Below are 20055 nucleotides of genomic sequence, written 5' to 3'. Positions count from 1 at the left end.
AGCCTCGCAGCGCAATTGCGCTGCTGGGCGAGCCTCGAAGGATGCACGGCCCCGCTGGTGGCCGTCGATCCTTCGAGGCTCGCAAGGGCTCGCACCTCAGGATGACGGGGCTGACAGCGTGTTTGCGGCACGCCATTCACTCACTCCGCCGTCGCCTGATCGCGCTTCAGGCGGCGCGCGCGCATGGCCTTGTGCAGGACGCGGGCGAGCTGCTCGGCCGAATAGGGCTTTTGCAGCAGTTCGAAACCGTGGCTGCCCTGCTGCGACAGCACCTGGCTGTAGCCGGATGCGAGCACGATCGGCAGGTCGAGCCCGCCCTTGCGGATCTCCTGCGCGAGCTCGATGCCGCTCATGCCGGGCATCACGACATCGGTGAAGACGAGGTCGAAGCGGGTGGGAGCGATCACGAGCTCTTCCAGCGCGTGGGTGGCGTTGTCGACCAGCACGCAGGTGCAGCCGAGCTGGGTCAGCGTGTCGGCGGCAAACTGCCCGACCTCGGCATTGTCCTCGACGATCAGCACCGAAGCGCCGCCCCGACCGACTGAGGGCGCGTCATCGGCGAGCGGCGATTCGGCGCTGCGCACCGCGGTCACGCGCGGCAGATAGAGCGTGAAGGTCGAGCCCTTGCCGACCTCGCTGACGACGTCGACCTCGCCGCCGGACTGTCGGGCGAAGCCGAATACCTGCGACAGGCCGAGGCCGGTGCCCTGGCCGACTTCCTTGGTGGTGTAGAACGGCTCGAAGATCCGGCCGAGCAGCTCTTGCGGAATCCCGACGCCGGTGTCGGTCACCGACACCGCGACATGGCCGTGCGGGCTCGGCGCATGGGTACTGGTGGCCGGCAGGCGGTCGACCCGGCGGACCGTGATCGTGAGCCGGCCGACACCGTCCATGGCGTCGCGCGCGTTCACCGCCATGTTGATCATCGCGGTCTCGAACTGGCCGGCATCGGCGTTGATGAGACAGGGCTCGTCCGGCACCTGCGCCGTGATCTCGACGCGTGAGCCGATCAGGGTGGCGAGCATCTCGCTCAGCGTGCGCACGTTCGCGCAGGCGTCGAACACCTCCGGCTGCAGGCTTTGCCGGCGCGCGAAGGCGAGCAGCTGGCCGGTCAGCTTGGCGGCGCGGCCCACGGTGTCGGAGATCGCTTCGATGTAGCGCAGCCGCCGCGGCTCCGGCAGATCCTGCCGGCGCAGCATGTCGACCGAGGCGCGGATCACGGTGAGCAGGTTGTTGAAGTCGTGCGCGACCCCGCCGGTGAGCTGCCCGAGCGCTTCGAGCCGCTGGCTGTGGCGCAGCGCCTCCTCGGCTTCCTCGCGCCGGTCGGCTTCCTCATGCAGGCGCTGGGTGCGCCGGAAGGCGAGCGCGAGCAGGCCGAACAGCAGCGCGGTGGCCGGCGCGCCGAAGATCAAATGCGGGGCAATGTTCGATATCCAGCGCGCGCGGATCGCCGACGTGTCGAGCCCGGCGCTGACATAGACCGGGTATTCGGCGAGCCGCTGATAGCGCATGCGCCGTTCGACGCCGTCGGCCGGGGAAACGATGGTCATGGTGCCGGCGAGCGGGTGGGCGACGAGCTGCTGGCCGAGCGCGCCGCCCGGGTCGAACCGGACGTCGTGGTCGACCGGCGGGAAGTGCGCCAGCAGCGCGCCGTCGGTCCGGATCAGCGCCAGGAAGCTGCCGGGCTCGCGGCCGATCCGGGCGTAAAAATTCTCGAAATATTCGGGCAGCACGGAGGCCTGGATCACCCCGGCAAAACTGCCATCTTTGTTGCTGCGGCGGCGGCCGACGCCGAAGAAGCGCGCTCCCTGGTAGGGCGGCCGCGGCGTCAGCACCTCGCCGATATAGGTGCCGATGTCGCCGCCGGCATGGATCCGGAAGTAGTCGCGGTCGGAGAAATCGATGCTCGGCGCCGGCGCCACCAGGCTGTTGACCAGGGCATGGCCCGTGGCGTCGAACACCCAGACCGATTTCACCTGGGGGAGGGTGCCGACGAGCTGCTTCAGCCGCTGATGCAGGGGGAGCTCGCGGGCCGAGATGTTGGCGTCCGACGCGCCGCGGATGATCTCGGCGATTTCGGACAGACTGTGGTCGATGGTCTCGAACACCTTGAGCGCGTGCTCATGGGCGACGTCGAGCGTGCGCTCGATCTCGCGGTCGGCGGTCTCGTTGGTGGAGAACCAGGACATCGTGGACGCAAACACGAACAGCGCCAGCGGGAGGGCCAGCGATGCGGCCATCATCCATTTCAGCAGTCTCAACGAATTGCGTTGGGCGGGTTGCACGGGCGCTCCGGCTCTCGGCAGACATTAACGCAAACCGCCGCGCCGGAGAAAGCGAAACCCCGCGTCCTGGTTGCCGGTTCGTCACCCCGCCACCACGTGGGGCCGTGGCGGCCGGGCCGGATCGCTAAATTGCGCGCCAACCCGCCTGCGCGACCCTCTGCGTGATCCCCCTGCGCCTTCCTTTGGAGCGGTCGCCGACGAACGCGACCGCAGGCCGCACCTGGCTCCCGGGAGCGGCCGCATGTCCGGCGTCGGCGGCGCCAGATCACGGCGGCGTCAACGGCGACCCGCGGCGCGGCCGAAAACCGGTCGGGACGCCGCTTGCGATCGCTGTTTTTAGCGGTTCTAAAACCCGCCGCGGGCTAATGCTTGACCCTATAACTACCTGCTGAAAAACAGGCCACATGACAGGCGATCCAAAACATTCCCAAGATATCCGGCAAGATACCCGGCTCGGACATGCGGATCGCGGTTTTGTCGGCAAAATCATCAGGCTCGATGCGCTCGTGACCGGCTCGTCGCTGTCGCCGCAGGAGCTGGAGCAGCGGCTGGTCGAGATGGGATTTGTGGAAGGCGCGCGCGTGGAAATCCTGCATGAGGGCACGATCAGGCGGGACCCGATCGCGGTGCGTGTCGACACCATCACGATCGCGCTGCGCCGGAGCGAAGCCATGGCTGTGATCGTCGAATGACAACTGCATCCCTGCGCCTGGCGCTGGTCGGTGCGCCGAACACCGGCAAGACCTCGCTGTTCAACCGGCTGACCGGCAGCACCCAGAAGGTCGCCAACTATCCCGGCGTCACGGTCGAGCGCAAATCCGGCAGCTTCACCACGCCGGAAGGCCGCAGCGTCACCGTGCTCGATTTGCCCGGCACCTATTCGCTGCGCGGCCGCAGCCCGGACGAGGAGATCACCCGCGACATCGTGCTCGGCCGCTTCGACGGCGAGGCGGTGCCGGACCTCGTGCTCTGCGTCGCGGACGCCACCAATCTGCGGCTGACGCTGCGGCTGGTGCTGGAGCTGAAGCGGATCGGCCGGCCGATGCTGCTGGTGCTCAACATGATCGACATCGCCAAACGCCGCGGCGTGACCATCGATCTCGAGCGGCTGTCGCAGGAGCTCGCTCTGCCGGTCACGACCGCGGTCGCGGTCCGTAAGGGCGGCGTCGACGACCTCCTGAAGCGGACCGACGAAGTGATGGCGCGCGCGCAAGAGGCACAGGCGGCCAATCAGTGGACGGCGCCGTCGATCTCGGATCTCAAGGCCGCGCAGCGCGAGGCCGACCGCATCATCGCCGCGGCCGTGACGCTGCCGACCAAGCCTGATACCCTGACCAACCGGATCGATGCCGTGGTGCTGCATCCGGTCTGGGGTCTGATCATCCTGGCGCTGATCCTGTTCGTGATGTTCCAGGCGGTGTTTAGCTGGGCGCAGCCGGCGATGGAGCTGCTGTCGGACAGTTTTTCGACGCTCGGGCAATGGGTCCACGACGTGCTGCCGGAAAGCTGGGGCCTGCTGCAAAGCTTCCTGCAAAACGGCGTGATCTCCGGCGTCGGCAGCGTCATCGTGTTCCTGCCGCAGATCATCATCATCTTCCTGTTCATCCTGCTGTTGGAAGATTTCGGCTACATGGCGCGCGCCGCGTTCCTGATGGACCGCATCATGGGCGGCGCCGGGCTGCATGGCCGCGCCTTCATTCCGCTGCTGTCGAGCTTTGCCTGCGCGATCCCCGGCATTATGTCGACGCGGGTGATCGACAATCCGCGCGACCGCCTGACCACGATCCTGATCGCGCCGCTGATGACCTGCTCGGCGCGGATTCCGGTCTATACGCTGATCATCTCGGCCTTCGTTCCCGCGACCAGGGTGTGGGGCTGGATCAATCTGCAGGGCCTCGTGATGTTCGGCCTCTATGCCGCCGGCATCACCAGTGCGCTGACGGTGTCGGCGATCGCAAAATTCTTCCTGTGGCGCGACCACGCGCCGGCGCCGTTCATGCTGGAGCTGCCCGACTACAAGGTGCCGCGGCTGCGCAGCATCGCGATCGGGATTTTCAATCGCGCCAAGGCGTTCCTGTACCGCGCCGGCACCACGATCCTGTCGATGATGGTGCTGATCTGGTTCCTGGCCTCGTTCCCGACCGCGCCTGTTGGCGCCGAGGGGCCGGCGATCAACTACTCATTTGCGGCGATGATCGGCCATGCGCTGGAGCCGCTGCTGCGGCCGATCGGCTTCAACTGGCAGATCGCGGTGGCGCTGATCCCGGGCATGGCGGCGCGCGAGGTCGCGGTCGCGGCGCTCGGCACCGTCTACTCGATCGAGGGCGGCAAGGAGGCGGCGGAGCAGATCGGCCAGGTGCTGGCGCAGAAGTGGACGCTGGCAACCGCGCTGTCGCTCTTGGTCTGGTACATCTTCGCGCCGCAATGCGCCTCGACGCTGGCGGTGATCCGCCGCGAGACCGGCAGCGCGAAGTGGATGGTGGTGACGTTCGTCTACATGCTCGCGCTGGCCTATGTCGCGAGCTTGCTGACCTTCAACTTGGCGCGGGCGCTCGGCATCAATTGATGCCCAGGCCGCGAAGCTTGATGTGTCAGGTCTGGATCAGATCTGCCGTTCGACCATCTTGAGCTTGAGCTCGGCGATCGCTTCCGACGGGTTGAGGCCCTTCGGGCACGCCTTGGCGCAGTTCATGATGGTGTGGCAGCGATAGAGGCGGAACGGATCCTCGAGATTGTCGAGCCGCTCGCCGGTCGCCTCATCGCGGGAGTCGGTGACCCAGCGCGTCGCCTGCAGCAGCGCGGCAGGGCCGAGGAAGCGGTCGCTGTTCCACCAATAGCTCGGGCACGAGGTCGAGCAGCAGGCGCACAGGATGCACTCGTAGAGGCCGTCGAGCTTCTCGCGGTCCTCGTGGCTCTGCCTCCACTCCTTCTGCGGCGTCGGCGTGGTGGTCTTCAGCCACGGCTCGATCGAGGCGTACTGGGCGTAGAAATTGGTCAGGTCGGGGACGAGGTCCTTGACGACAGGCTGGTGCGGCAGCGGGTTGATCTTCACCGCGCCGCCGGAGGCGACGTCGTGCATCGACTTGGTGCAGGCCAGCGTGTTCTGGCCGTCGATGTTCATCGCGCAGGAGCCGCAGACGCCCTCGCGGCAGGAGCGCCGGAAGGTCAGGGTCGGATCGATGTGGTTCTTGATCCAGATCAGGCCGTCCAGCACCATCGGGCCGCAATCGTGGATGTCGACATGATAGGTGTCGACGCTCGGATTCTTGCCGTCGTCCGGGTTCCAGCGGTACACTCGGAATTCGCGCGTCTCGGTGGCGCCGGCCGGCTTCGGCCAGGTCTTGCCGCCGGAAATCTTCGAATTCTTCGGAAGTGCGAATTCAACCATCTCTCTACCTTTCGTCATTCCGGGATGGTCCGAAGGACCAGACCCGGAATCTCGAGATTCCGGGTTCGATGCTCCGCATCGCCCCGGAATGACGGGCTAATTGTTCAGTAGACCCGCGCCTTCGGCGGGATGTACTGCACGTCGTTGGTCATCGTGTAGTCGTGCACCGGGCGGTAGTCGATCGTGGTCTTGCCGGCCGGATCGAGCCACGCCAGCGTATGCTTCATCCAGTTCTTGTCGTCGCGGGCGGAAAAGTCCTCGCGGGCATGCGCGCCGCGGCTCTCGGTGCGGTTGGCGGCGGAGTCCATCGTCACCAGCGCCTGCACGATCAGATTGTCGAATTCCAGCGTCTCGATCAGGTCGGAGTTCCACACCAGCGAGCGGTCCGACACCGAGATGTCGCCGATGCCGCCATAGACTTTGTGGATCAGGTTCTGGCCTTCCTGCAGCACTTCGCCGGTGCGGAACACCGCGCAATTGTTCTGCATCACATGCTGCATGCTGTCGCGCAGCTTCGCGGTCGGGGTGCCGCCGGAGGCGTGGCGGAAGTGATCGAGCCGGCCGAGCGCGCGGTCCGACGAATCCTTCGGCAGTTCCGGCTGCTTGGCGTTGGCGGTCAGCTTCTCGGCGAGCCGCAGCGCCGCGGCACGGCCGAACACGACGAGGTCGATCAGCGAGTTGGAACCGAGGCGGTTGGCGCCGTGCACCGACACGCAAGCGGCCTCGCCGATCGCCATCAGGCCGGGCACCACCGAATTGTCGTCGCCGTTGCGCTTGGTCAGCACCTCGGCGTGATAGTTGGTGGCGATGCCGCCCATGTTGTAGTGCACGGTCGGCACGATCGGGATCGGCTCGCGGGTGACGTCGACATTGGCGAAAATCTTCGCCGATTCGGAGATGCCCGGCAGCCGCTCATGCAGCACCTTCGGATCGAGATGATCGAGGTGCAGGAAGATGTGATCCTTCTTCTTGCCGACGCCGCGGCCTTCGCGGATCTCGATCGTCATCGCGCGCGAAACGACGTCGCGCGAGGCGAGGTCCTTGGCCGACGGCGCGTAGCGCTCCATGAAGCGCTCGCCCTCGGAGTTGACCAGATAGCCGCCTTCGCCGCGGGCGCCCTCGGTGACGAGGCAGCCGGAGCCGTAGATGCCGGTCGGGTGGAACTGGACGAATTCCATGTCCTGCAGCGGCAGGCCGGCGCGCAGCACCATGCCGCCGCCGTCGCCGGTGCAGGTGTGCGCCGAGGTGCAGGAGGCGTAGGCGCGGCCGTAGCCGCCGGTGGCGAGAATCGTGGTCTGGGCGCGGAAGCGGTGCAGCGTGCCGTCGTCGAGCTTGAGCGCGATGACGCCGCGGCAGACGCCCTGGTCGTCCATGATCAGGTCGATGGCGAAGAACTCGATGAAGAACTCGGCCGAGTGGCGCAGCGACTGGCCGTACATCGTGTGCAGCATGGCGTGGCCGGTGCGGTCGGCGGCGGCGCAGGTGCGCTGCGCCTGGCCCTTGCCGAAGTCGATGGTCATGCCGCCGAACGGGCGCTGATAGATCTTGCCGTCCTCGGTGCGCGAGAACGGAACGCCCCAATGCTCGAGCTCGTAGACCGCGTCGGGCGCGTTGCGCACCATGTATTCGATCGCGTCCTGGTCGCCGAGCCAGTCCGATCCCTTCACGGTGTCGTACATGTGCCAGCGCCAGTCGTCCTGATGCATGTTGCCGAGCGAGGCCGAGATGCCGCCCTGCGCCGCAACGGTGTGGGAGCGGGTCGGAAACACCTTGGTGATGCAGGCGGTGCGCAGGCCGGCTTCCGAGCAGCCGACCACGGCGCGCAGGCCGGCGCCGCCGGCGCCGACCACGACGACGTCGAAGGTGTGGTCGGTGATCGGGTAGGCCTTGCCGTTGGTGGCCGGGCCACTGCCGTTGGTGGCCTTGCCGTTGCCTTCGTTAGCCATGGGTCAAACTCCCGATGACAATTTGAGGATTGCGTAGATCGAGGCCAGAGCGACCGCGACGCAGAAGAAGTTGTTGGCCATCACGCCCGCGATCTTCAGCTTCTCGTTATGCACGTAGTCTTCGATCACGATCTGCATGCCGATCTTCATGTGCCAGGTGCTGGCGATGATGAAGAGCAGCAGGATCACGGCAATCGGGATCGAGCCGAGGATCTGCGCCGCGCCGGCATGGTTGCGACCGAGCAGCATGATCACGACGATGATCACCGGGACGATCAACAGCACCTGCGCGACCGCGGTGAGGCGCTGCCGCCAGAAGTCCTTGGTGCCGGAATGCGAGGAACCGAGATTGCGGACGCGCGCCAAGGGCGTGCGCATCGAGGACGGGCCGCTCATCGTCCACCTCCAACGGCGTAGGCAATGATCCAGACCAGCACGGTGGCCGAGATGCCGGCGATCAGCGCGCCCCAGGTCAGCGCCTCGCGCTCATTGGCCTTGAAGCCGTAGCCGAGGTCCCAGACCAGATGCCGGATGCCGCTGAACAGGTGGTGCATCAGCGACCACGTGTAGCCGAACACGATCAGCTTGCCGATCAGGCTGCCGGTGAAGGCCTGCACATTGGCGTAGGCGGTGGGGCCCGTGGCGGCTGCGATTAGCCACCAGGCGAGCAGCAGAGTGCCGAAATACAGCGCGATCCCGGTGCCGCGGTGAATGATGGACATCGCCAATGTCAGCGTCCACCGGTAGGTCTGCAAATGTGGCGAGAGCGGTCGTTCGATCCTGGCGGTCATCGGCGGGCTTCATGGTGTGAGGGACCGCGGCCGGCCCATCGGGGAACGCGGTAGATGAATTCTATTTACGGAGTCGCACCACGCCGCGCAACGGCCAATTAGCCTTCGTTCGAACCGAAGTTCATTACTAGCGCAGCCGAATTCTGGTTGATCCGCAGTCTGGTATACCAGACGCCATGTCGCGTGAACCAAGAATTGAATCTATGTGTCAGAATGAGAATCGACCCGTCGCGTCGCGTCTGGCGGCGCGCTGAAGGCGTCGATGCGGCGCCATCGCTCGACCAGATAATCGACAAATGCCCTGACCTTAGGCGATGCCAGGCGCGACGGCTGCAGCATCAGATGCAGCGGGGTCGGCGCCGGCTCGTGATCGATCAGCAGCCGTTGCAGCCGGCCGGCGGCGAGATCGTGCTCCACCTGCCACGACGGCGCCCGCACGATCCCCGCGCCGTCCCTGGCGGCGCCGACCAGGGCCTCGAGGCTATTCATCCAGAGCCGACCGGATATGCGGAATTTGCGACCCGTCCTGCTGCCGTCGGCAAAGCGCCATTCGGCGCTGCCCGGCGCATCCGAGAACACCAGGCAGTCATGCGAGGTGAGATCGTGCGGCGTTCGCGGCTCGCCGCGGCGCGCCAGATAATCCGGCGACGCGCAGGTGATCATGCGGATGTCGGCAAGCCGGCGCGCGATCAGTTGCGAATCGCTGAGGCGGCCGATTCGGACAGCGAGATGGATGTCCTCCTCGACCATGTCGACCGCGCGATCGACCAGCAGAAGGTCGACGGAAAGCGCAGGCTGGCGCCGCAGGAATTCGGTCAGCATCGGCGCGATCACCAGCCGCCCGAGCAGGCTCGGGGAGCTCACCCGTAGCCGTCCCGACGGCTGCCGAGGATCGCGCGCCAGTGCGGCTTCGATTTCCTTGACCTCGCCGATGATCGATTTGGCGCGCTCATAGAGCAGCCGGCCGTCGTCGGTCAGCGCGAGCTGACGGGTGGTGCGCAGCAGCAGCGGTGTCCCGAAATGCTGCTCCAGCGCCGCAATCTGCCGGCTGACCGAAGTCAGCGAACTCGGAATCGCTCGTGCGGCCGCCGACAGGCTGCCGGCCTCGACCACCCGCACGAAGGTCGACATGGCGGCGAGTTGATCCACGGCCATCCTTCCGAATTACGCAAGAGACCCTATCGAGCTGAAGTGATACTCCCGCAAAGGAGAAGGGTCTAGCCTGCCGTTTTCAATGATCCGAGGAGCCGGCAATGGCCTCGATTTCCAGTTACCCCGATTCCATCGAACGCCGCCGCGCAAGCATCGACGAGCCGGCCAACCTGCTTGTCTTCTCTTGCGCCGGATTGCTAATCGACGTGCTGGCGCTGCTGCTGCAGGGCGCAGCGCACTCGGCCTCACTCAGCTTTGCCTTGATCGCGGGCGCTGCTCCGGTGGCGGCGATGGTCATGTTGTGGTTGGCGGATCGCGCCGACGCAGGCGGGCCTGGGCAGGAATGAATTGAATGATGGCTGGACTTGATGTCGCCGAGCTGGTCGAGCTCGCGCTGTTGCTGGTTGCGGTCGGCGCGCTGTCCGGCTTTCTCGCCGGCCTGTTCGGGATCGGCGGCGGCGCCATCCTGGTGCCGGTGCTTTACGAATGCTTCCGCCTCGCCGGTGTCCCGCTCGAGGTGCGGATGCCGCTCTGCATCGGCACTTCGCTCGCGATCATCATCCCGACCTCGCTGAGCTCGTTCCGCGCCCATTATCGCCGCGGTGCGGTCGACATGACGATTCTCAAGCGCTGGTGGCTGCCGATCCTGCTCGGCGTCGCCGCCGGCAGCGTCACCGCGCGCTTCGCGCCGGAGCGGCTGTTCAAGATCGTGTTCGTGATGGTGGCGTGGTCGGCCGCCGCGCGGCTGCTGCTGGCGCGCGACACCTGGAAGCTCGGCGACGACGTGCCGAAAGGCGTTCTGATGCGCGTCTACGGCTTCTTCGTCGGCCTGCTGTCGACGCTGATGGGGATCGGTGGCGGCCTGTTCGCCAACCTCTTGATGACGTTCTACGGCCGACCGATCCACCAGGCGGTCGCGACGTCGTCGGCGCTGGCGGTGCTGATCTCGATCCCCGGCGCGCTCGGCTATGTCTATGCCGGCTGGCCGGCCGCGGCGCGCTTTCCCGACATCGCCGCGCTGCAACTGCCGTTTGCGCTCGGCTATGTCTCGCTGATCGGCGCGCTGCTGGTGATGCCGACCACGCTGGTCACCGCGCCGCTCGGCGTCAAGGTCGCGCACGCGCTGTCGAAGCGCGCGCTGGAGATGGCGTTCGGGGCGTATCTCTTCATCGTCGGCGGACGTTTCGTGATCAGCCTGTTGAACGGCGCGTAGCCCGCAGCCCGGATGCACCGAAGCGCAATCCGGGACCGGTCCATTTGTTAACCTCCCCTTGAAAAGGGGAGGTCGCTTTGCTCGTTAGAGCAAAGCGGGTGGGGATCTGCTCACTCCGCTTGCAGCGTCGCCTGCGGCTGATCCCCATCCCGATCTTCCCCTTTCAGGGGGAACGGGAAGAAAAATGCGAAGGTCGCGCCGGCTATCGACCGCTCCCGGATTTCGCTTCGCTCCATCCGAGCTACAGATCTAGTCCTTTAATCGTACTTCACTATGCCCCCACATCCGCAAATCGCCGATACCTTCGATTAGGTCAGCCTCGGAGAGGAATCGCAGACGTGCTGCCATCATGTGATCGACGTTCGGCAATCCCAATGCTTCGCAGCGCTTCACGCCTCGGCTCAAAACCATTGCGACCTTTTGCCAGCGCGGCGTCAACAGCGAGAAGATGATCTCGTCGAGCCGGCTCTCGGTCACATGTGAAGGTAGTTTCACCTCGTCCCAAGCGAGCTCGCTACACACTTCGGGAGGTTCTTCATCGATTAATGGCGGCTCCAGATCAGGATACTGCCTGTAGATCGGCTCAAGCAGCTTCTGCTGAAAATCTGCGATGACTTCTGCAAGCGAGCGATCGAAGTTGAGCCGCTCTGCTTTACCAAGGCCTGCAATCGCCATCTCGGCATCTTGCATCGCCGCCAATGCATCAAGCAGGTGATCGTTGATCTTGGATGCTTGCTGTTGGTTCATTGCCCCTCCACAATGTCCCTATTCTCACGCCTTCGAATAGATATCCTTATACATATCCCGCAAGATATTCTTCTGCACCTTGCCCATCGCGTTGCGCGGCAGTTCGTCGACCACGAACACGCGCTTCGGCATCTTGAACTTGGCCAGCCGGCCATCGAGCGCCCGCAGCACCGAGGCTTCGCTGACATCGGCGCCCTTGCTGCGGACCACGACCGCGGTGACGCCTTCGCCGAAATCGGCATGCGGCACGCCGATCACGGCCGACTCGATCACGCCGGGCATGGCGTCGATCTCGCTCTCGATCTCCTTCGGGTAGACGTTGAAGCCGCCCGAGATCACGAGGTCCTTGCCGCGGCCGAGGATGTGGACATAGCCCCTGTCGTCGATCTTGCCGAGGTCGCCGGTGATGAAGAATCCGTCGCCGCGGAATTCGGCTTTCGTCTTCTCCGGCATCCGCCAGTAGCCCTTGAATACGTTCGGGCCCTTGACTTCGATCATGCCGATGGTCTCCGGCGCAAGCGGCTTGCCGGTGTCGGGGTCGGTGACGCGCACGGAGACGCCGGGCAGCGCGAAGCCGACCGCGCCGGGCACGCGGTCGCCGTCATAGGGATTGCTCGTGTTCATGTTGGTTTCGGTCATGCCGTAGCGCTCCAGCACGGCGTGGCCGGTGCGATCAGACCATTCGCGGTGGGTGTCGGCGAGCAGCGGTGCGGAGCCCGAGATGAACAGCCGCATATGCCTCGTCGCGTCCTTGTTGAGGCCAGGATTTTGCAGCAGGCGGGTGTAGAAGGTCGGCACGCCCATCATCACGGTTGCGCGCGCCATCAGCTTGATGATCAGGTCCGGATCGAATTTCGGCAGGAAGATCATCGAGGCGCGCGCGAACAGCGTGACGTTGCTCGCCACGAACAGGCCGTGGGTATGATAGATCGGCAGCGCGTGGATCAGCACGTCCTTGTCGGTAAAGCGCCAGTAGTCGACCAGCGAGTAGGAATTCGACGCCAGATTGTCGTGCGACAGCATCGCGCCCTTGGAGCGGCCGGTGGTGCCGGACGTGTAGAGGATCGCGGCGAGGTCGTCATTGCCGCGCGGCACCGTGGCAAAATCCGTGGGCGCCTTGTCGGCGGCTTCGGTCAGCGAGCCCTTGCCGGTCGGATCGAGCGTCTCGACTTTCGCGCCGACCTTGGCGGCGATCGCCTTGATGCCCTCCAGCTTCGAGGGATCGCAGACCACCACCGTCGGCTCGGCGTCGGTGATGAAATACTCGAGCTCGTTGAGCGTATAGGCGGTATTGAGCGGCAAATAAACGCCGCCGGCGCGCACGGTGGCGAGATACAGCACGAGGCCGGAGACCGATTTCTCGGTCTGCGCCGCGACGCGATCCCCCGGCTTCACCCCGCGGCTCGCCAGCACATTCGCCATCTGGCCGGCGTGCGCGATCAGGTCGCCATAGGAGATGCGGCTGCCGTCGAGTTGCTCGATCGCCAGCCGATCGGGGTCGTCGAGGCCGTCGAACAGGCGGGAAAACAGGTTGGCGTTGGCGGTCGTGTTCATGCAACATCCCGTGAGGGGCGAAAGGGCCGGTAAGAGTCCGGCTGGATTAGCAAAAACGCCCTTCAAAAAGCAACGGAGACAGATTGCATGACAAACAATGGGAAACGCGTGGCCTGGGTCACCGGCGGCGGCAGCGGGATCGGCGAATCCGGGGCCGAGTTCCTCGCCGCGGACGGCTGGACGGTGGTGGTCTCCGGCCGCCGCAGGGAAGAGCTCGACCGCGTGGTGGCCAACATCACCAGGAAGGGCGGCAAGGCCGAGGCGATCCCGCTGGACGTCAGCAGCAAGGCCGACGTCAACAAGGCGGCGGAGGCCATCGTCGCCAGGCACGGCCGCATCGACCTCCTGGTCAACAGCGCCGGCATCAACGTGCCGAAGCGGAGTTGGGCCGACATGGAGCTGGAAGGCTGGGATAGGCTGGTCGAGATCAACCTCAACGGCGTGCTCTACTGCATGCGCGCGGTGCTGCCGACGATGCGCAAGCAGCAGGACGGCTGCATCATCAACGTCGCGTCCTGGGCCGGCCGCCATGTCTCGAAGATGCCGGGCCCGGCCTACACCACGACCAAGCACGCGGTGCTGGCGCTGACCCATTCCTTCAACATGGACGAATGCGTCAACGGCCTGCGCGCCTGCTGCCTGTCGCCGGGCGAGGTGGCAACGCCGATCCTGAAGCTGCGTCCGGTGGTGCCGAGCGAGGCCGAGCAGGCCAAGATGCTGCAGCCCGAAGATTGCGGCCGCACCATCGCCTTCGTCGCCAGCATGCCCGCGCGGGTCTGCATGAACGAGATTTTGATCAGCCCGACCCACAACCGCGGTTTCATCCAGACGCCGGCGAACCGGGATTAGGCCGTCGACGGGCGATGATCTCTCTTCTCCTTCCCCCTGAAAGGGGGAAGGTCGGGATGGGGGTCAGCCGCAGGCGATACTCTATGCGGTGAGAGCAGATCCCCACCCGCTTTGCTCTGGCGAGCAAAGCGACCTCCCCTTTTCAAGGGGAGGTGGACGCCGCGTAGCTCATGGCGGCGAGATGTACGCAATGCACGCCCGCCGGTTTCAGCAATCACAAAGAATTATTTCCGGAAACCGCCCGGAAAACCTCCCGTAGCTCGGGCCAACGACGACGCACTCACCAACCACCCGCGCCGTTGTTGCCCCTTCATCACCGGCGCAGAGCCGCCGGACAGCTGACCCATTGGGAGACGACACCATGTCGAAGCGTATTGCCATTCTCGCCGCCGCCTTCAGCGCGCTCGCGATCACTGCCACCGTCATTGCGCCCGCTCGCGCCGAGGAGAAGACCGTGATGGTCGGCGGCGCCGCGATGTTCCCGTCCAAGAACATCATCCAGAACGCCGTCAATTCGAAGGACCACACCACCCTGGTCGCCGCGGTGAAGGCCGCGGGCCTCGTCAACACGCTGGAAGGCAAGGGCCCGTTCACGGTGTTCGCGCCGACCAACGCCGCGTTCGGCAAGCTGCCGGCCGGAACCGTCGACAATCTGGTCAAGCCCGAGAACAAGGGAACGCTGACCAAGATCCTCACTTACCATGTGGTGCCCGGCAAGCTCGAGGCCTCCGACCTCACCGACGGCAAGAAGCTGAAGACCGCCGAGGGCGAGGAACTCACCGTGAAGAAGCAGGACGGCAAGGTCTGGATCGTCGACGCCAAGGGCGGCACCTCGATGGTGACGATCTCGAACGTCAACCAGTCGAACGGCGTTATCCATGTCGTCGACACCGTGCTGATGCCGGCGACGTAACACCTCACCGCCCTGTTTAGTCCCCGACGGGGCGCGCGAAACAGCGAGCCGGGGCCTGCACCCGGCTCGCATTTTTGTGACCGCCAAAGGCGGCCGTGGACTAAAATGATCGCCTGCGATCGTGTAACGGAACCCTACTTCCCGGCGAATAGACCTGTAACGACCCGAGCAGAGAAATCCCATGTCGAGTCTTGCCGTCAGCGACGACCATGCAGACACCGCAAAACCAACGAAGGCGATCCAGCCCGCCTGGGTCCGCGTGCTGCACTGGGTCAATGCGTTTGCGATGATCCTGATGATCATGTCGGGCTGGCAGATCTACAACGCCTCGCCACTGTTCAATTTCAGCTTCTCGCGCAGCATCACGCTAGGCGGCTGGCTTGGTGGCGCGCTGCTGTGGCACTTCGCCGCGATGTGGCTGTTGATGGTCAATGGCCTGATCTACCTGGCACTCGGTCTCGCTACCGGCCGCTTCCGCAAGAAGCTGCTGCCGATCACCCCCGGCGGCGTGATCTCCGACACCAAGGCGGCGCTGACCTTCAAGTTGTCGCACGCCGATCTCAGCAAATACAATTCGGTGCAGAAGCTGCTCTATGCCGGCATCATCGTGGTCGGTGTCGTCATCGTGCTGTCCGGCCTGTCGATGTGGAAGCCGGTGCAATTGCATTGGCTGGTGACGCTGTTCGGCGGCTATGACTTCGCGCGCTACGTCCACTTCACCTGCATGGCGCTGATCGTCGCGTTCCTCGTGATCCATGTCGCGCTCGCGGTGCTGGTGCCGAAGAGCCTGCGCGCCATGATCATCGGTCGCTAAAGGGAGAATTGCCATGGGCCGCCTCCGCAAATTGCTGATCCCCGGCGTCGATAAGAAATTGCTGGTCCGCGATGCCGTGAAGGTCATGCCGGATCCGACGCGCCGCCGTTTTCTGACGACAGGCGCGAGCCTTGGTGCGCTGACGCTGCTGACCGGCTGCGACGTGCTCGACTCGTCGTCCGCCGAGGAGATGCTGAAGAAGGTCTCCAAGTTCAACGACGCGGTGCAGGCCTGGATGTTCAATCCGAACGCACTGGCGCCGACCTTCCCGGAGAGCATGATCACAAAGCCGTTCCCGTTCAACGGCTACTACGATGTCGACGACGCGCCTGACATCGATGGCAAGGAGTGGAAGCTGGAGGTGCGCGGACTGGTCGACAACAAGAAATCCTGGACGCTGGACGAGCTCTATCAACTGCCGCAGGTCAAGCAGGTGACGCGGCACATCTGCGTCGAGGGCTGGAGCGCAATCGGCAGCTGGACCGGCACGCCGCTGCGCGACTTCCTCAAGCTGGTCGGCGCCGACACGCGGGCGAAATACGTCTGGTTCCAGTGCGCCGACAAGGACGGCTACAATTCGCCGCTGGATATGCCGAGCGCGCTGCATCCGCAGACCCAGATGTCGTTCAAATTCGCCGACCAGATTTTGCCGCGCGCCTACGGCTACCCGATGAAGATCCGGGTGCCGACCAAGCTCGGCTTCAAGAACCCGAAATACGTGATCTCGATGGAGGTCACCAACGAGTACAAGGGCGGCTACTGGGAAGACCAGGGGTATAATTCGTTCAGCGGGAGCTGAGGAGGCGAATGGCGAATGGGGAATAGCGAATTGAGAGCCGGGTTGGCACCGGCTATTCGCCACTCGCTATTCGCCAGTTACGGTCCCACCTTCCGCTGAAACGCCGACAGCAGCGCCCCCAGCGCCAGCATCGCCGCCGAGACATTCAGCGCAAATGACAGGCTGCCGACCGCGTCGGTGATGGCGCCGACCACGATCGGGCCCAGCGTCTGGCCGATGCCGAAGGCAATCGTCATCGCGGCGATGGCGGTCGGCCAGGCTTCCGGCGGATAGTTGTAGCGCACGAAGGCGGTGGTCGAGCCGACCACGGCGAAGAAGGCGACGCCGAACACCAACGCCGAGATCGCCAGCAGCAGCGGCGCGTGGCCGAAGATCGGCAGCGCCGCGCCGAGCGCGTTGACGCCGAGGATGATGGTGGTGGCGAGCCCGCCGCGGTTGAGCGCCAGCACGCGGCGCCAGACCCAGGGCGTGACGAAGGCGCTGACGCCGATCAGGCTCCAGAACGCACTCTGCGCCACCGCGCCGCCGCCGCCGTCGCGGACATAGGCGATCATGAAGGTCATGTAGGCGATGTAGCCGGCGCCGAACAGGAAATAGCCGGTGAGATAGATCAGCACCGGCATGACCGCGAATTTCGTTCTCACGATGCCGCCGGCAGCGGGACCGGCATGGAACGGCGCCAGCAGCAGCGGCACGGTCATGATGGCCGACAGCAAGGTCATCGCCCACCACACGATCCACCATGAGCCCGCGCCAAAACCCTGCAGCACGAAGGGGGCGACCAGGCCGGATGCCAAAATGCCGATGCCCGGGCCGGCATAGAACAGGCTGAGCAGGAAGTTGGCGCGCTCGGGGCGCGACTGCGCGATGGTCGCCGCCAGCGCGCCGCCGCCGACGAAGCCGATCGCCGCGGCGAAGCCGGCCAGCAAGCGGGCAAAGCTCAGCACCACGAAATTGCCCGAGACGGCGCACAGCGCCAGCGACAGCACGCAGGCCAGCGTCGACCAGCGCACCGATGTGGCGAGCCCAAAGCGCTGGATCAGGCGCGAGGCAAACAGCGCGCCGGCGAGATAGCCGGCGGCATTGATCGTGTTCATGAAGCCGGCGGCCGAATAGGACCACGCCAGCGAGTCCCGCATGTCGGGCAGCACCAGCGAATAGGCAAAGCGGCCGATGCCGAGACCGACGGTCGGCGCCAGCGACAGGATCAGGATCAGCCGCGCGGGATGCGGGTAGGACGGGGCAGGGGCTCGCACAAATCACTCCGGCAAGTCAGCCATTGTGGCAGCCCGCGACGGCCCTGCCCAGCGCCTCAGGCCGCAACGGTGTCTTGCATATCAGGCAATCGGGCGACGCGCGCCCGCGCCCGCCAGACCACCGGCGCGCCGTGCAGCATCATGGGCAACAGCAGCAGGAACAGCCGGGGCGAGAGTCGTTTCGGCCCTGCGTTGGGGTGCCTTGCCAATCGATGCCGGGCGTTTTAGCACTCGCGCCGGATTTCCCGCGCGCGTCATGCCCGGGCTTGACGGCAAAACAGCTATCTCGAGGTAACGACCATGGCGACCCATAAATTGCTGCTTCTCCCCGGCGACGGCATCGGCCCCGAAGTGATGGCCGAGGTGCAGCGCCTGATCGACTGGCTGAACGCGCAGGGGATCGCAAAATTCGAGACCGAGCAGGGCCTGGTCGGCGGCGCCGCCTATGACGCCCACAAGGTGTCGATCTCGGAAGGTGACATGGCCAAGGCGACCGCGGCCGACGCCATCATCTTCGGCGCGGTCGGCGGTCCGAAGTGGGACGCCGTTCCCTATGAGGTCCGGCCCGAGGCCGGCCTGCTGCGGCTGCGCAAGGATCTCGGCCTGTTCGCCAACCTGCGCCCGGCGGTGTGCTACCCGGCACTGGCGGATGCCTCCAGCCTGAAGCGCGAGGCGGTCGAGGGCCTCGACATCATGATCGTGCGCGAACTCACCGGCGGCGTCTATTTCGGCGAGCCGAAGACCATCACCGATCTCGGCAACGGCCAGAAGCGCGCGGTCGACACCCAGGTCTACGACACCTACGAGATCGAGCGCATCGGCCGCGTCGCCTTCGACCTGGCGCGCAAGCGCCGCAACAAGGTCACCTCGATGGAGAAGCGCAACGTCATGAAGTCCGGCGTGCTCTGGAACGAGGTCATGACCGCCGTGCACGCGCGCGAATACAAGGACGTCACGCTCGAGCATCAGCTCGCCGATTCCGGCGGCATGAACCTGGTGAAGGCGCCGAAGCAGTTCGACGTCATCGTCACCGACAATCTGTTCGGCGACATGCTGTCCGATATCGCGGCGATGCTGACCGGCTCGCTCGGCATGCTGCCGTCGGCCTCGCTCGGCGAGGTCGATGCCAAGACCAAAAAGCGCCGCTCGCTGTTCGAGCCGGTGCACGGCTCGGCGCCCGATATCGCCGGCAAGGGCCTCGCCAATCCGATCGCGATGATCTCCTCGTTCGGCATGGCGCTGCGCTACTCCTTCGACATGGGCGAACTCGCCGACAAGGTCGACGCCGCGATTGCAGCCGTGCTCGCCAGCGGCCTGCGCACCGCCGACATCAAGTCGGAAGGCGCGACGGCCGCCAGCACCACGCAGATGGGCGAGGCGATCCTGAAGGAGCTGCAGAAGCTGCACGCGTAGGGTTACGCCGTCATTCTGGGATGGTGCGCGAGCACCAGACCGGAATCTCCCGAACAATCCGACGACCAGCGCGTGAGGGAGCCACCAGCGGCAGGGTTCCCTCCCCCCTTGCGGGGGGGGGGAGGGTTAGGGAGAGGGGTGCCACACGACGTGCTCCCTCCATTAGTCTAGCTTTGCGCGCGAGCAGGATTGCGAAGACGGTGATCCTTTCGATCGTCTCGCCCGGGGCTTACCCCTCTCCCCAGCCCTCCCCCGCAAGGGGGGAGGGAGCCCTGCCAGCTTGCTCACCTCACGCCGGCAACAGAATGCCCGCGCATCGCGCCTTTCTCTCTTCAACCAGCTCCTCTTCAAAATCTCGAGATTCCGCGTCTGGGTCCTTCGGACCATCCCGGAATGACCCCCAAAACAAAAATGGCCGGCAAGCCCGGCCATTTTCGCGTCGGCAGATCGCCGAAAATCTCAGTACAGCGGGAAGGTCCGCGGATAGCCGCCGAGATCGCCGGGCGGGCTGAGCGGCTGCCGATCGATCGGCTGGTTCTTGTTCTCGCGCGCGAACGAGGGATAGCCTACGTCCGGCGGATAGGCGTAGTCGTTGAACTTGCGGTCGCCGGGCAGCACCTCGGTCCCGGCGTCGAGCCAGGAGCGCGTGGTGACGTAGACGCGAGTGCGCGGGCCTTGCTGGTACACCCGGTTCGGACCCTGCGCGCCGTAATAGCGGCGGCCGTCGCGGTCGTACTGGTCTTGCTGCTGCTGCTTGCGCTTGCTCGGGCTCTGCGCGCTGGCCGCGCTCACGCTGAATGCGGTTGCGGTGACGGCAGCCGCGGCAAGCAACACCACGAGCTTGTTCGCGGCAGGGAATTTCAGGGTCATCGCATCCTCGTCATTGCGGCCCCATCCGGGGCTGGCGCGTTGGCCAAAGTCACTGGGAACGTATT

Annotated in this window: 19 protein-coding genes; 9 read left to right on the top strand and 10 right to left on the bottom strand. The window is 65.3% G+C overall.

Annotated elements, in window-relative coordinates; genetic code table 11:
* Positions 1 to 140: 140 nt before the first annotated feature.
* A complete protein-coding gene (locus CI41S_RS02865; RefSeq protein WP_139857303.1) occupies positions 141 to 2285 on the bottom strand; it encodes a hybrid sensor histidine kinase/response regulator in 2145 nt (714 codons plus the stop codon).
* 404 nt (positions 2286 to 2689) lie between these two features.
* On the opposite strand from CI41S_RS02865, the gene CI41S_RS02860 reads away from it, so the two are divergent.
* Together CI41S_RS02860 and feoB are read left to right on the top strand one after the other, a co-directional pair.
* Entirely contained in the window at positions 2690 to 2977 is a 288-nt protein-coding gene (locus CI41S_RS02860; RefSeq protein WP_139479476.1) for a FeoA family protein, read from the top strand.
* Complete coding sequence (gene feoB, locus CI41S_RS02855) at positions 2974 to 4851, top strand: ferrous iron transporter B (RefSeq protein ID WP_139857302.1); 1878 nt, start codon at positions 2974 to 2976, stop codon at positions 4849 to 4851. Before CI41S_RS02860 ends, feoB begins: the two co-directional genes overlap by 4 nt.
* Positions 4852 to 4887: 36 nt before the next feature.
* On the opposite strand, the gene CI41S_RS02850 is transcribed toward feoB, so the two are convergent.
* From CI41S_RS02850 to CI41S_RS02830, 5 genes are all read right to left on the bottom strand, one after another.
* Positions 4888 to 5673 carry a succinate dehydrogenase iron-sulfur subunit gene (locus CI41S_RS02850; RefSeq protein ID WP_139479474.1) on the bottom strand — a complete coding sequence of 262 codons (786 nt, stop codon included), beginning with the start codon at positions 5671 to 5673 and terminating at the stop codon, positions 4888 to 4890.
* 104 nt (positions 5674 to 5777) lie between these two features.
* Complete coding sequence (gene sdhA, locus CI41S_RS02845) at positions 5778 to 7619, bottom strand: succinate dehydrogenase flavoprotein subunit (protein ID WP_139857301.1); 1842 nt, start codon at positions 7617 to 7619, stop codon at positions 5778 to 5780.
* Positions 7620 to 7622: 3 nt separating this feature from the next.
* On the bottom strand, positions 7623 to 7997 hold the full coding sequence (gene sdhD, locus CI41S_RS02840; protein ID WP_139479641.1) for a succinate dehydrogenase, hydrophobic membrane anchor protein: 375 nt from the start codon (positions 7995 to 7997) through the stop codon (positions 7623 to 7625).
* A 14-nt stretch (positions 7998 to 8011) separates the two neighbouring features.
* Complete coding sequence (sdhC, locus tag CI41S_RS02835) at positions 8012 to 8410, bottom strand: succinate dehydrogenase, cytochrome b556 subunit (RefSeq protein WP_139479472.1); 399 nt, start codon at positions 8408 to 8410, stop codon at positions 8012 to 8014.
* A gap of 201 nt (positions 8411 to 8611) precedes the next feature.
* Complete coding sequence (locus CI41S_RS02830) at positions 8612 to 9565, bottom strand: LysR family transcriptional regulator (protein ID WP_244626393.1); 954 nt, start codon at positions 9563 to 9565, stop codon at positions 8612 to 8614.
* A gap of 98 nt (positions 9566 to 9663) precedes the next feature.
* On the opposite strand from CI41S_RS02830, the gene CI41S_RS02825 reads away from it, so the two are divergent.
* Together CI41S_RS02825 and CI41S_RS02820 are read left to right on the top strand one after the other, a co-directional pair.
* A complete protein-coding gene (locus CI41S_RS02825) occupies positions 9664 to 9909 on the top strand; it encodes a hypothetical protein (RefSeq protein WP_139857299.1) in 246 nt (81 codons plus the stop codon).
* Between the two features lie 5 nt (positions 9910 to 9914).
* The gene (locus CI41S_RS02820) at positions 9915 to 10775 is read left to right on the top strand and encodes a sulfite exporter TauE/SafE family protein (RefSeq protein WP_139857298.1); all 861 of its coding nucleotides are present in this window, start codon (positions 9915 to 9917) and stop codon (positions 10773 to 10775) included.
* Between the two features lie 249 nt (positions 10776 to 11024).
* Here the strand turns inward: CI41S_RS02820 and CI41S_RS02815 are convergent, their stop codons facing one another.
* Positions 11025 to 11522 carry a hypothetical protein gene (locus tag CI41S_RS02815; RefSeq protein ID WP_139857297.1) on the bottom strand — a complete coding sequence of 166 codons (498 nt, stop codon included), beginning with the start codon at positions 11520 to 11522 and terminating at the stop codon, positions 11025 to 11027.
* Between the two features lie 24 nt (positions 11523 to 11546).
* Positions 11547 to 13076, bottom strand: coding sequence for a malonate--CoA ligase (locus CI41S_RS02810; RefSeq protein WP_139857296.1), 1530 nt, complete (start codon positions 13074 to 13076; stop codon positions 11547 to 11549).
* Between the two features lie 87 nt (positions 13077 to 13163).
* Here CI41S_RS02810 and CI41S_RS02805 point away from each other — a divergent pair, with 87 nt between their 5' ends.
* From CI41S_RS02805 to CI41S_RS02790, 4 genes are all read left to right on the top strand, one after another.
* On the top strand, positions 13164 to 13925 hold the full coding sequence (locus tag CI41S_RS02805) for an SDR family oxidoreductase (RefSeq protein ID WP_139857295.1): 762 nt from the start codon (positions 13164 to 13166) through the stop codon (positions 13923 to 13925).
* A 361-nt stretch (positions 13926 to 14286) separates the two neighbouring features.
* Positions 14287 to 14838 (top strand): fasciclin domain-containing protein, encoded by a 552-nt coding sequence (locus tag CI41S_RS02800; RefSeq protein ID WP_139479465.1) that lies wholly within the window; start codon positions 14287 to 14289, stop codon positions 14836 to 14838.
* A gap of 181 nt (positions 14839 to 15019) precedes the next feature.
* The gene (locus CI41S_RS02795) at positions 15020 to 15652 is read left to right on the top strand and encodes a cytochrome b/b6 domain-containing protein (RefSeq protein ID WP_139479464.1); all 633 of its coding nucleotides are present in this window, start codon (positions 15020 to 15022) and stop codon (positions 15650 to 15652) included.
* A 13-nt stretch (positions 15653 to 15665) separates the two neighbouring features.
* Entirely contained in the window at positions 15666 to 16451 is a 786-nt protein-coding gene (locus tag CI41S_RS02790) for a molybdopterin-dependent oxidoreductase (RefSeq protein WP_139857294.1), read from the top strand.
* Positions 16452 to 16528: 77 nt separating this feature from the next.
* Here CI41S_RS02790 and CI41S_RS02785 read toward each other — a convergent pair whose 3' ends face one another.
* On the bottom strand, positions 16529 to 17707 hold the full coding sequence (locus tag CI41S_RS02785) for a YbfB/YjiJ family MFS transporter (protein WP_139857293.1): 1179 nt from the start codon (positions 17705 to 17707) through the stop codon (positions 16529 to 16531).
* Between the two features lie 300 nt (positions 17708 to 18007).
* Between CI41S_RS02785 and leuB the strand changes: the two genes are divergently transcribed.
* Complete coding sequence (gene leuB, locus CI41S_RS02780; RefSeq protein ID WP_139857292.1) at positions 18008 to 19120, top strand: 3-isopropylmalate dehydrogenase; 1113 nt, start codon at positions 18008 to 18010, stop codon at positions 19118 to 19120.
* Between the two features lie 459 nt (positions 19121 to 19579).
* Here leuB and CI41S_RS02775 read toward each other — a convergent pair whose 3' ends face one another.
* Positions 19580 to 19990: a hypothetical protein gene (locus tag CI41S_RS02775; RefSeq protein WP_139857291.1), complete on the bottom strand. Its 411-nt coding sequence runs from the start codon at positions 19988 to 19990 to the stop codon at positions 19580 to 19582.
* Positions 19991 to 20055 lie beyond the last annotated feature (65 nt).

The sequence above is a fragment of the Bradyrhizobium ivorense genome, from assembly GCF_900696085.1.
GTDB lineage: Bacteria > Pseudomonadota > Alphaproteobacteria > Rhizobiales > Xanthobacteraceae > Bradyrhizobium > Bradyrhizobium ivorense.
This window is presented reverse-complemented; position numbering and strand designations above follow the sequence as displayed.

Coding starts and splice junctions, on each gene's coding strand:
- CI41S_RS02800 (WP_139479465.1), top strand. CDS start 14,287: ATGTCGAAGCGTATTGCCATTCTCGCCGCCGCCTTCAGCGCGCTCGCG.
- CI41S_RS02810 (WP_139857296.1), bottom strand. CDS start 13,076: ATGAACACGACCGCCAACGCCAACCTGTTTTCCCGCCTGTTCGACGGC.
- CI41S_RS02815 (WP_139857297.1), bottom strand. CDS start 11,522: ATGAACCAACAGCAAGCATCCAAGATCAACGATCACCTGCTTGATGCA.
- CI41S_RS02850 (WP_139479474.1), bottom strand. CDS start 5,673: ATGGTTGAATTCGCACTTCCGAAGAATTCGAAGATTTCCGGCGGCAAG.
- CI41S_RS02825 (WP_139857299.1), top strand. CDS start 9,664: ATGGCCTCGATTTCCAGTTACCCCGATTCCATCGAACGCCGCCGCGCA.
- feoB (WP_139857302.1), top strand. CDS start 2,974: ATGACAACTGCATCCCTGCGCCTGGCGCTGGTCGGTGCGCCGAACACC.
- CI41S_RS02805 (WP_139857295.1), top strand. CDS start 13,164: ATGACAAACAATGGGAAACGCGTGGCCTGGGTCACCGGCGGCGGCAGC.
- sdhD (WP_139479641.1), bottom strand. CDS start 7,997: ATGCGCACGCCCTTGGCGCGCGTCCGCAATCTCGGTTCCTCGCATTCC.
- CI41S_RS02775 (WP_139857291.1), bottom strand. CDS start 19,990: ATGACCCTGAAATTCCCTGCCGCGAACAAGCTCGTGGTGTTGCTTGCC.
- CI41S_RS02795 (WP_139479464.1), top strand. CDS start 15,020: ATGTCGAGTCTTGCCGTCAGCGACGACCATGCAGACACCGCAAAACCA.
- CI41S_RS02790 (WP_139857294.1), top strand. CDS start 15,666: ATGGGCCGCCTCCGCAAATTGCTGATCCCCGGCGTCGATAAGAAATTG.
- sdhC (WP_139479472.1), bottom strand. CDS start 8,410: ATGACCGCCAGGATCGAACGACCGCTCTCGCCACATTTGCAGACCTAC.
- sdhA (WP_139857301.1), bottom strand. CDS start 7,619: ATGGCTAACGAAGGCAACGGCAAGGCCACCAACGGCAGTGGCCCGGCC.
- CI41S_RS02830 (WP_244626393.1), bottom strand. CDS start 9,565: ATGGCCGTGGATCAACTCGCCGCCATGTCGACCTTCGTGCGGGTGGTC.
- leuB (WP_139857292.1), top strand. CDS start 18,008: ATGGCGACCCATAAATTGCTGCTTCTCCCCGGCGACGGCATCGGCCCC.
- CI41S_RS02820 (WP_139857298.1), top strand. CDS start 9,915: ATGATGGCTGGACTTGATGTCGCCGAGCTGGTCGAGCTCGCGCTGTTG.
- CI41S_RS02860 (WP_139479476.1), top strand. CDS start 2,690: ATGACAGGCGATCCAAAACATTCCCAAGATATCCGGCAAGATACCCGG.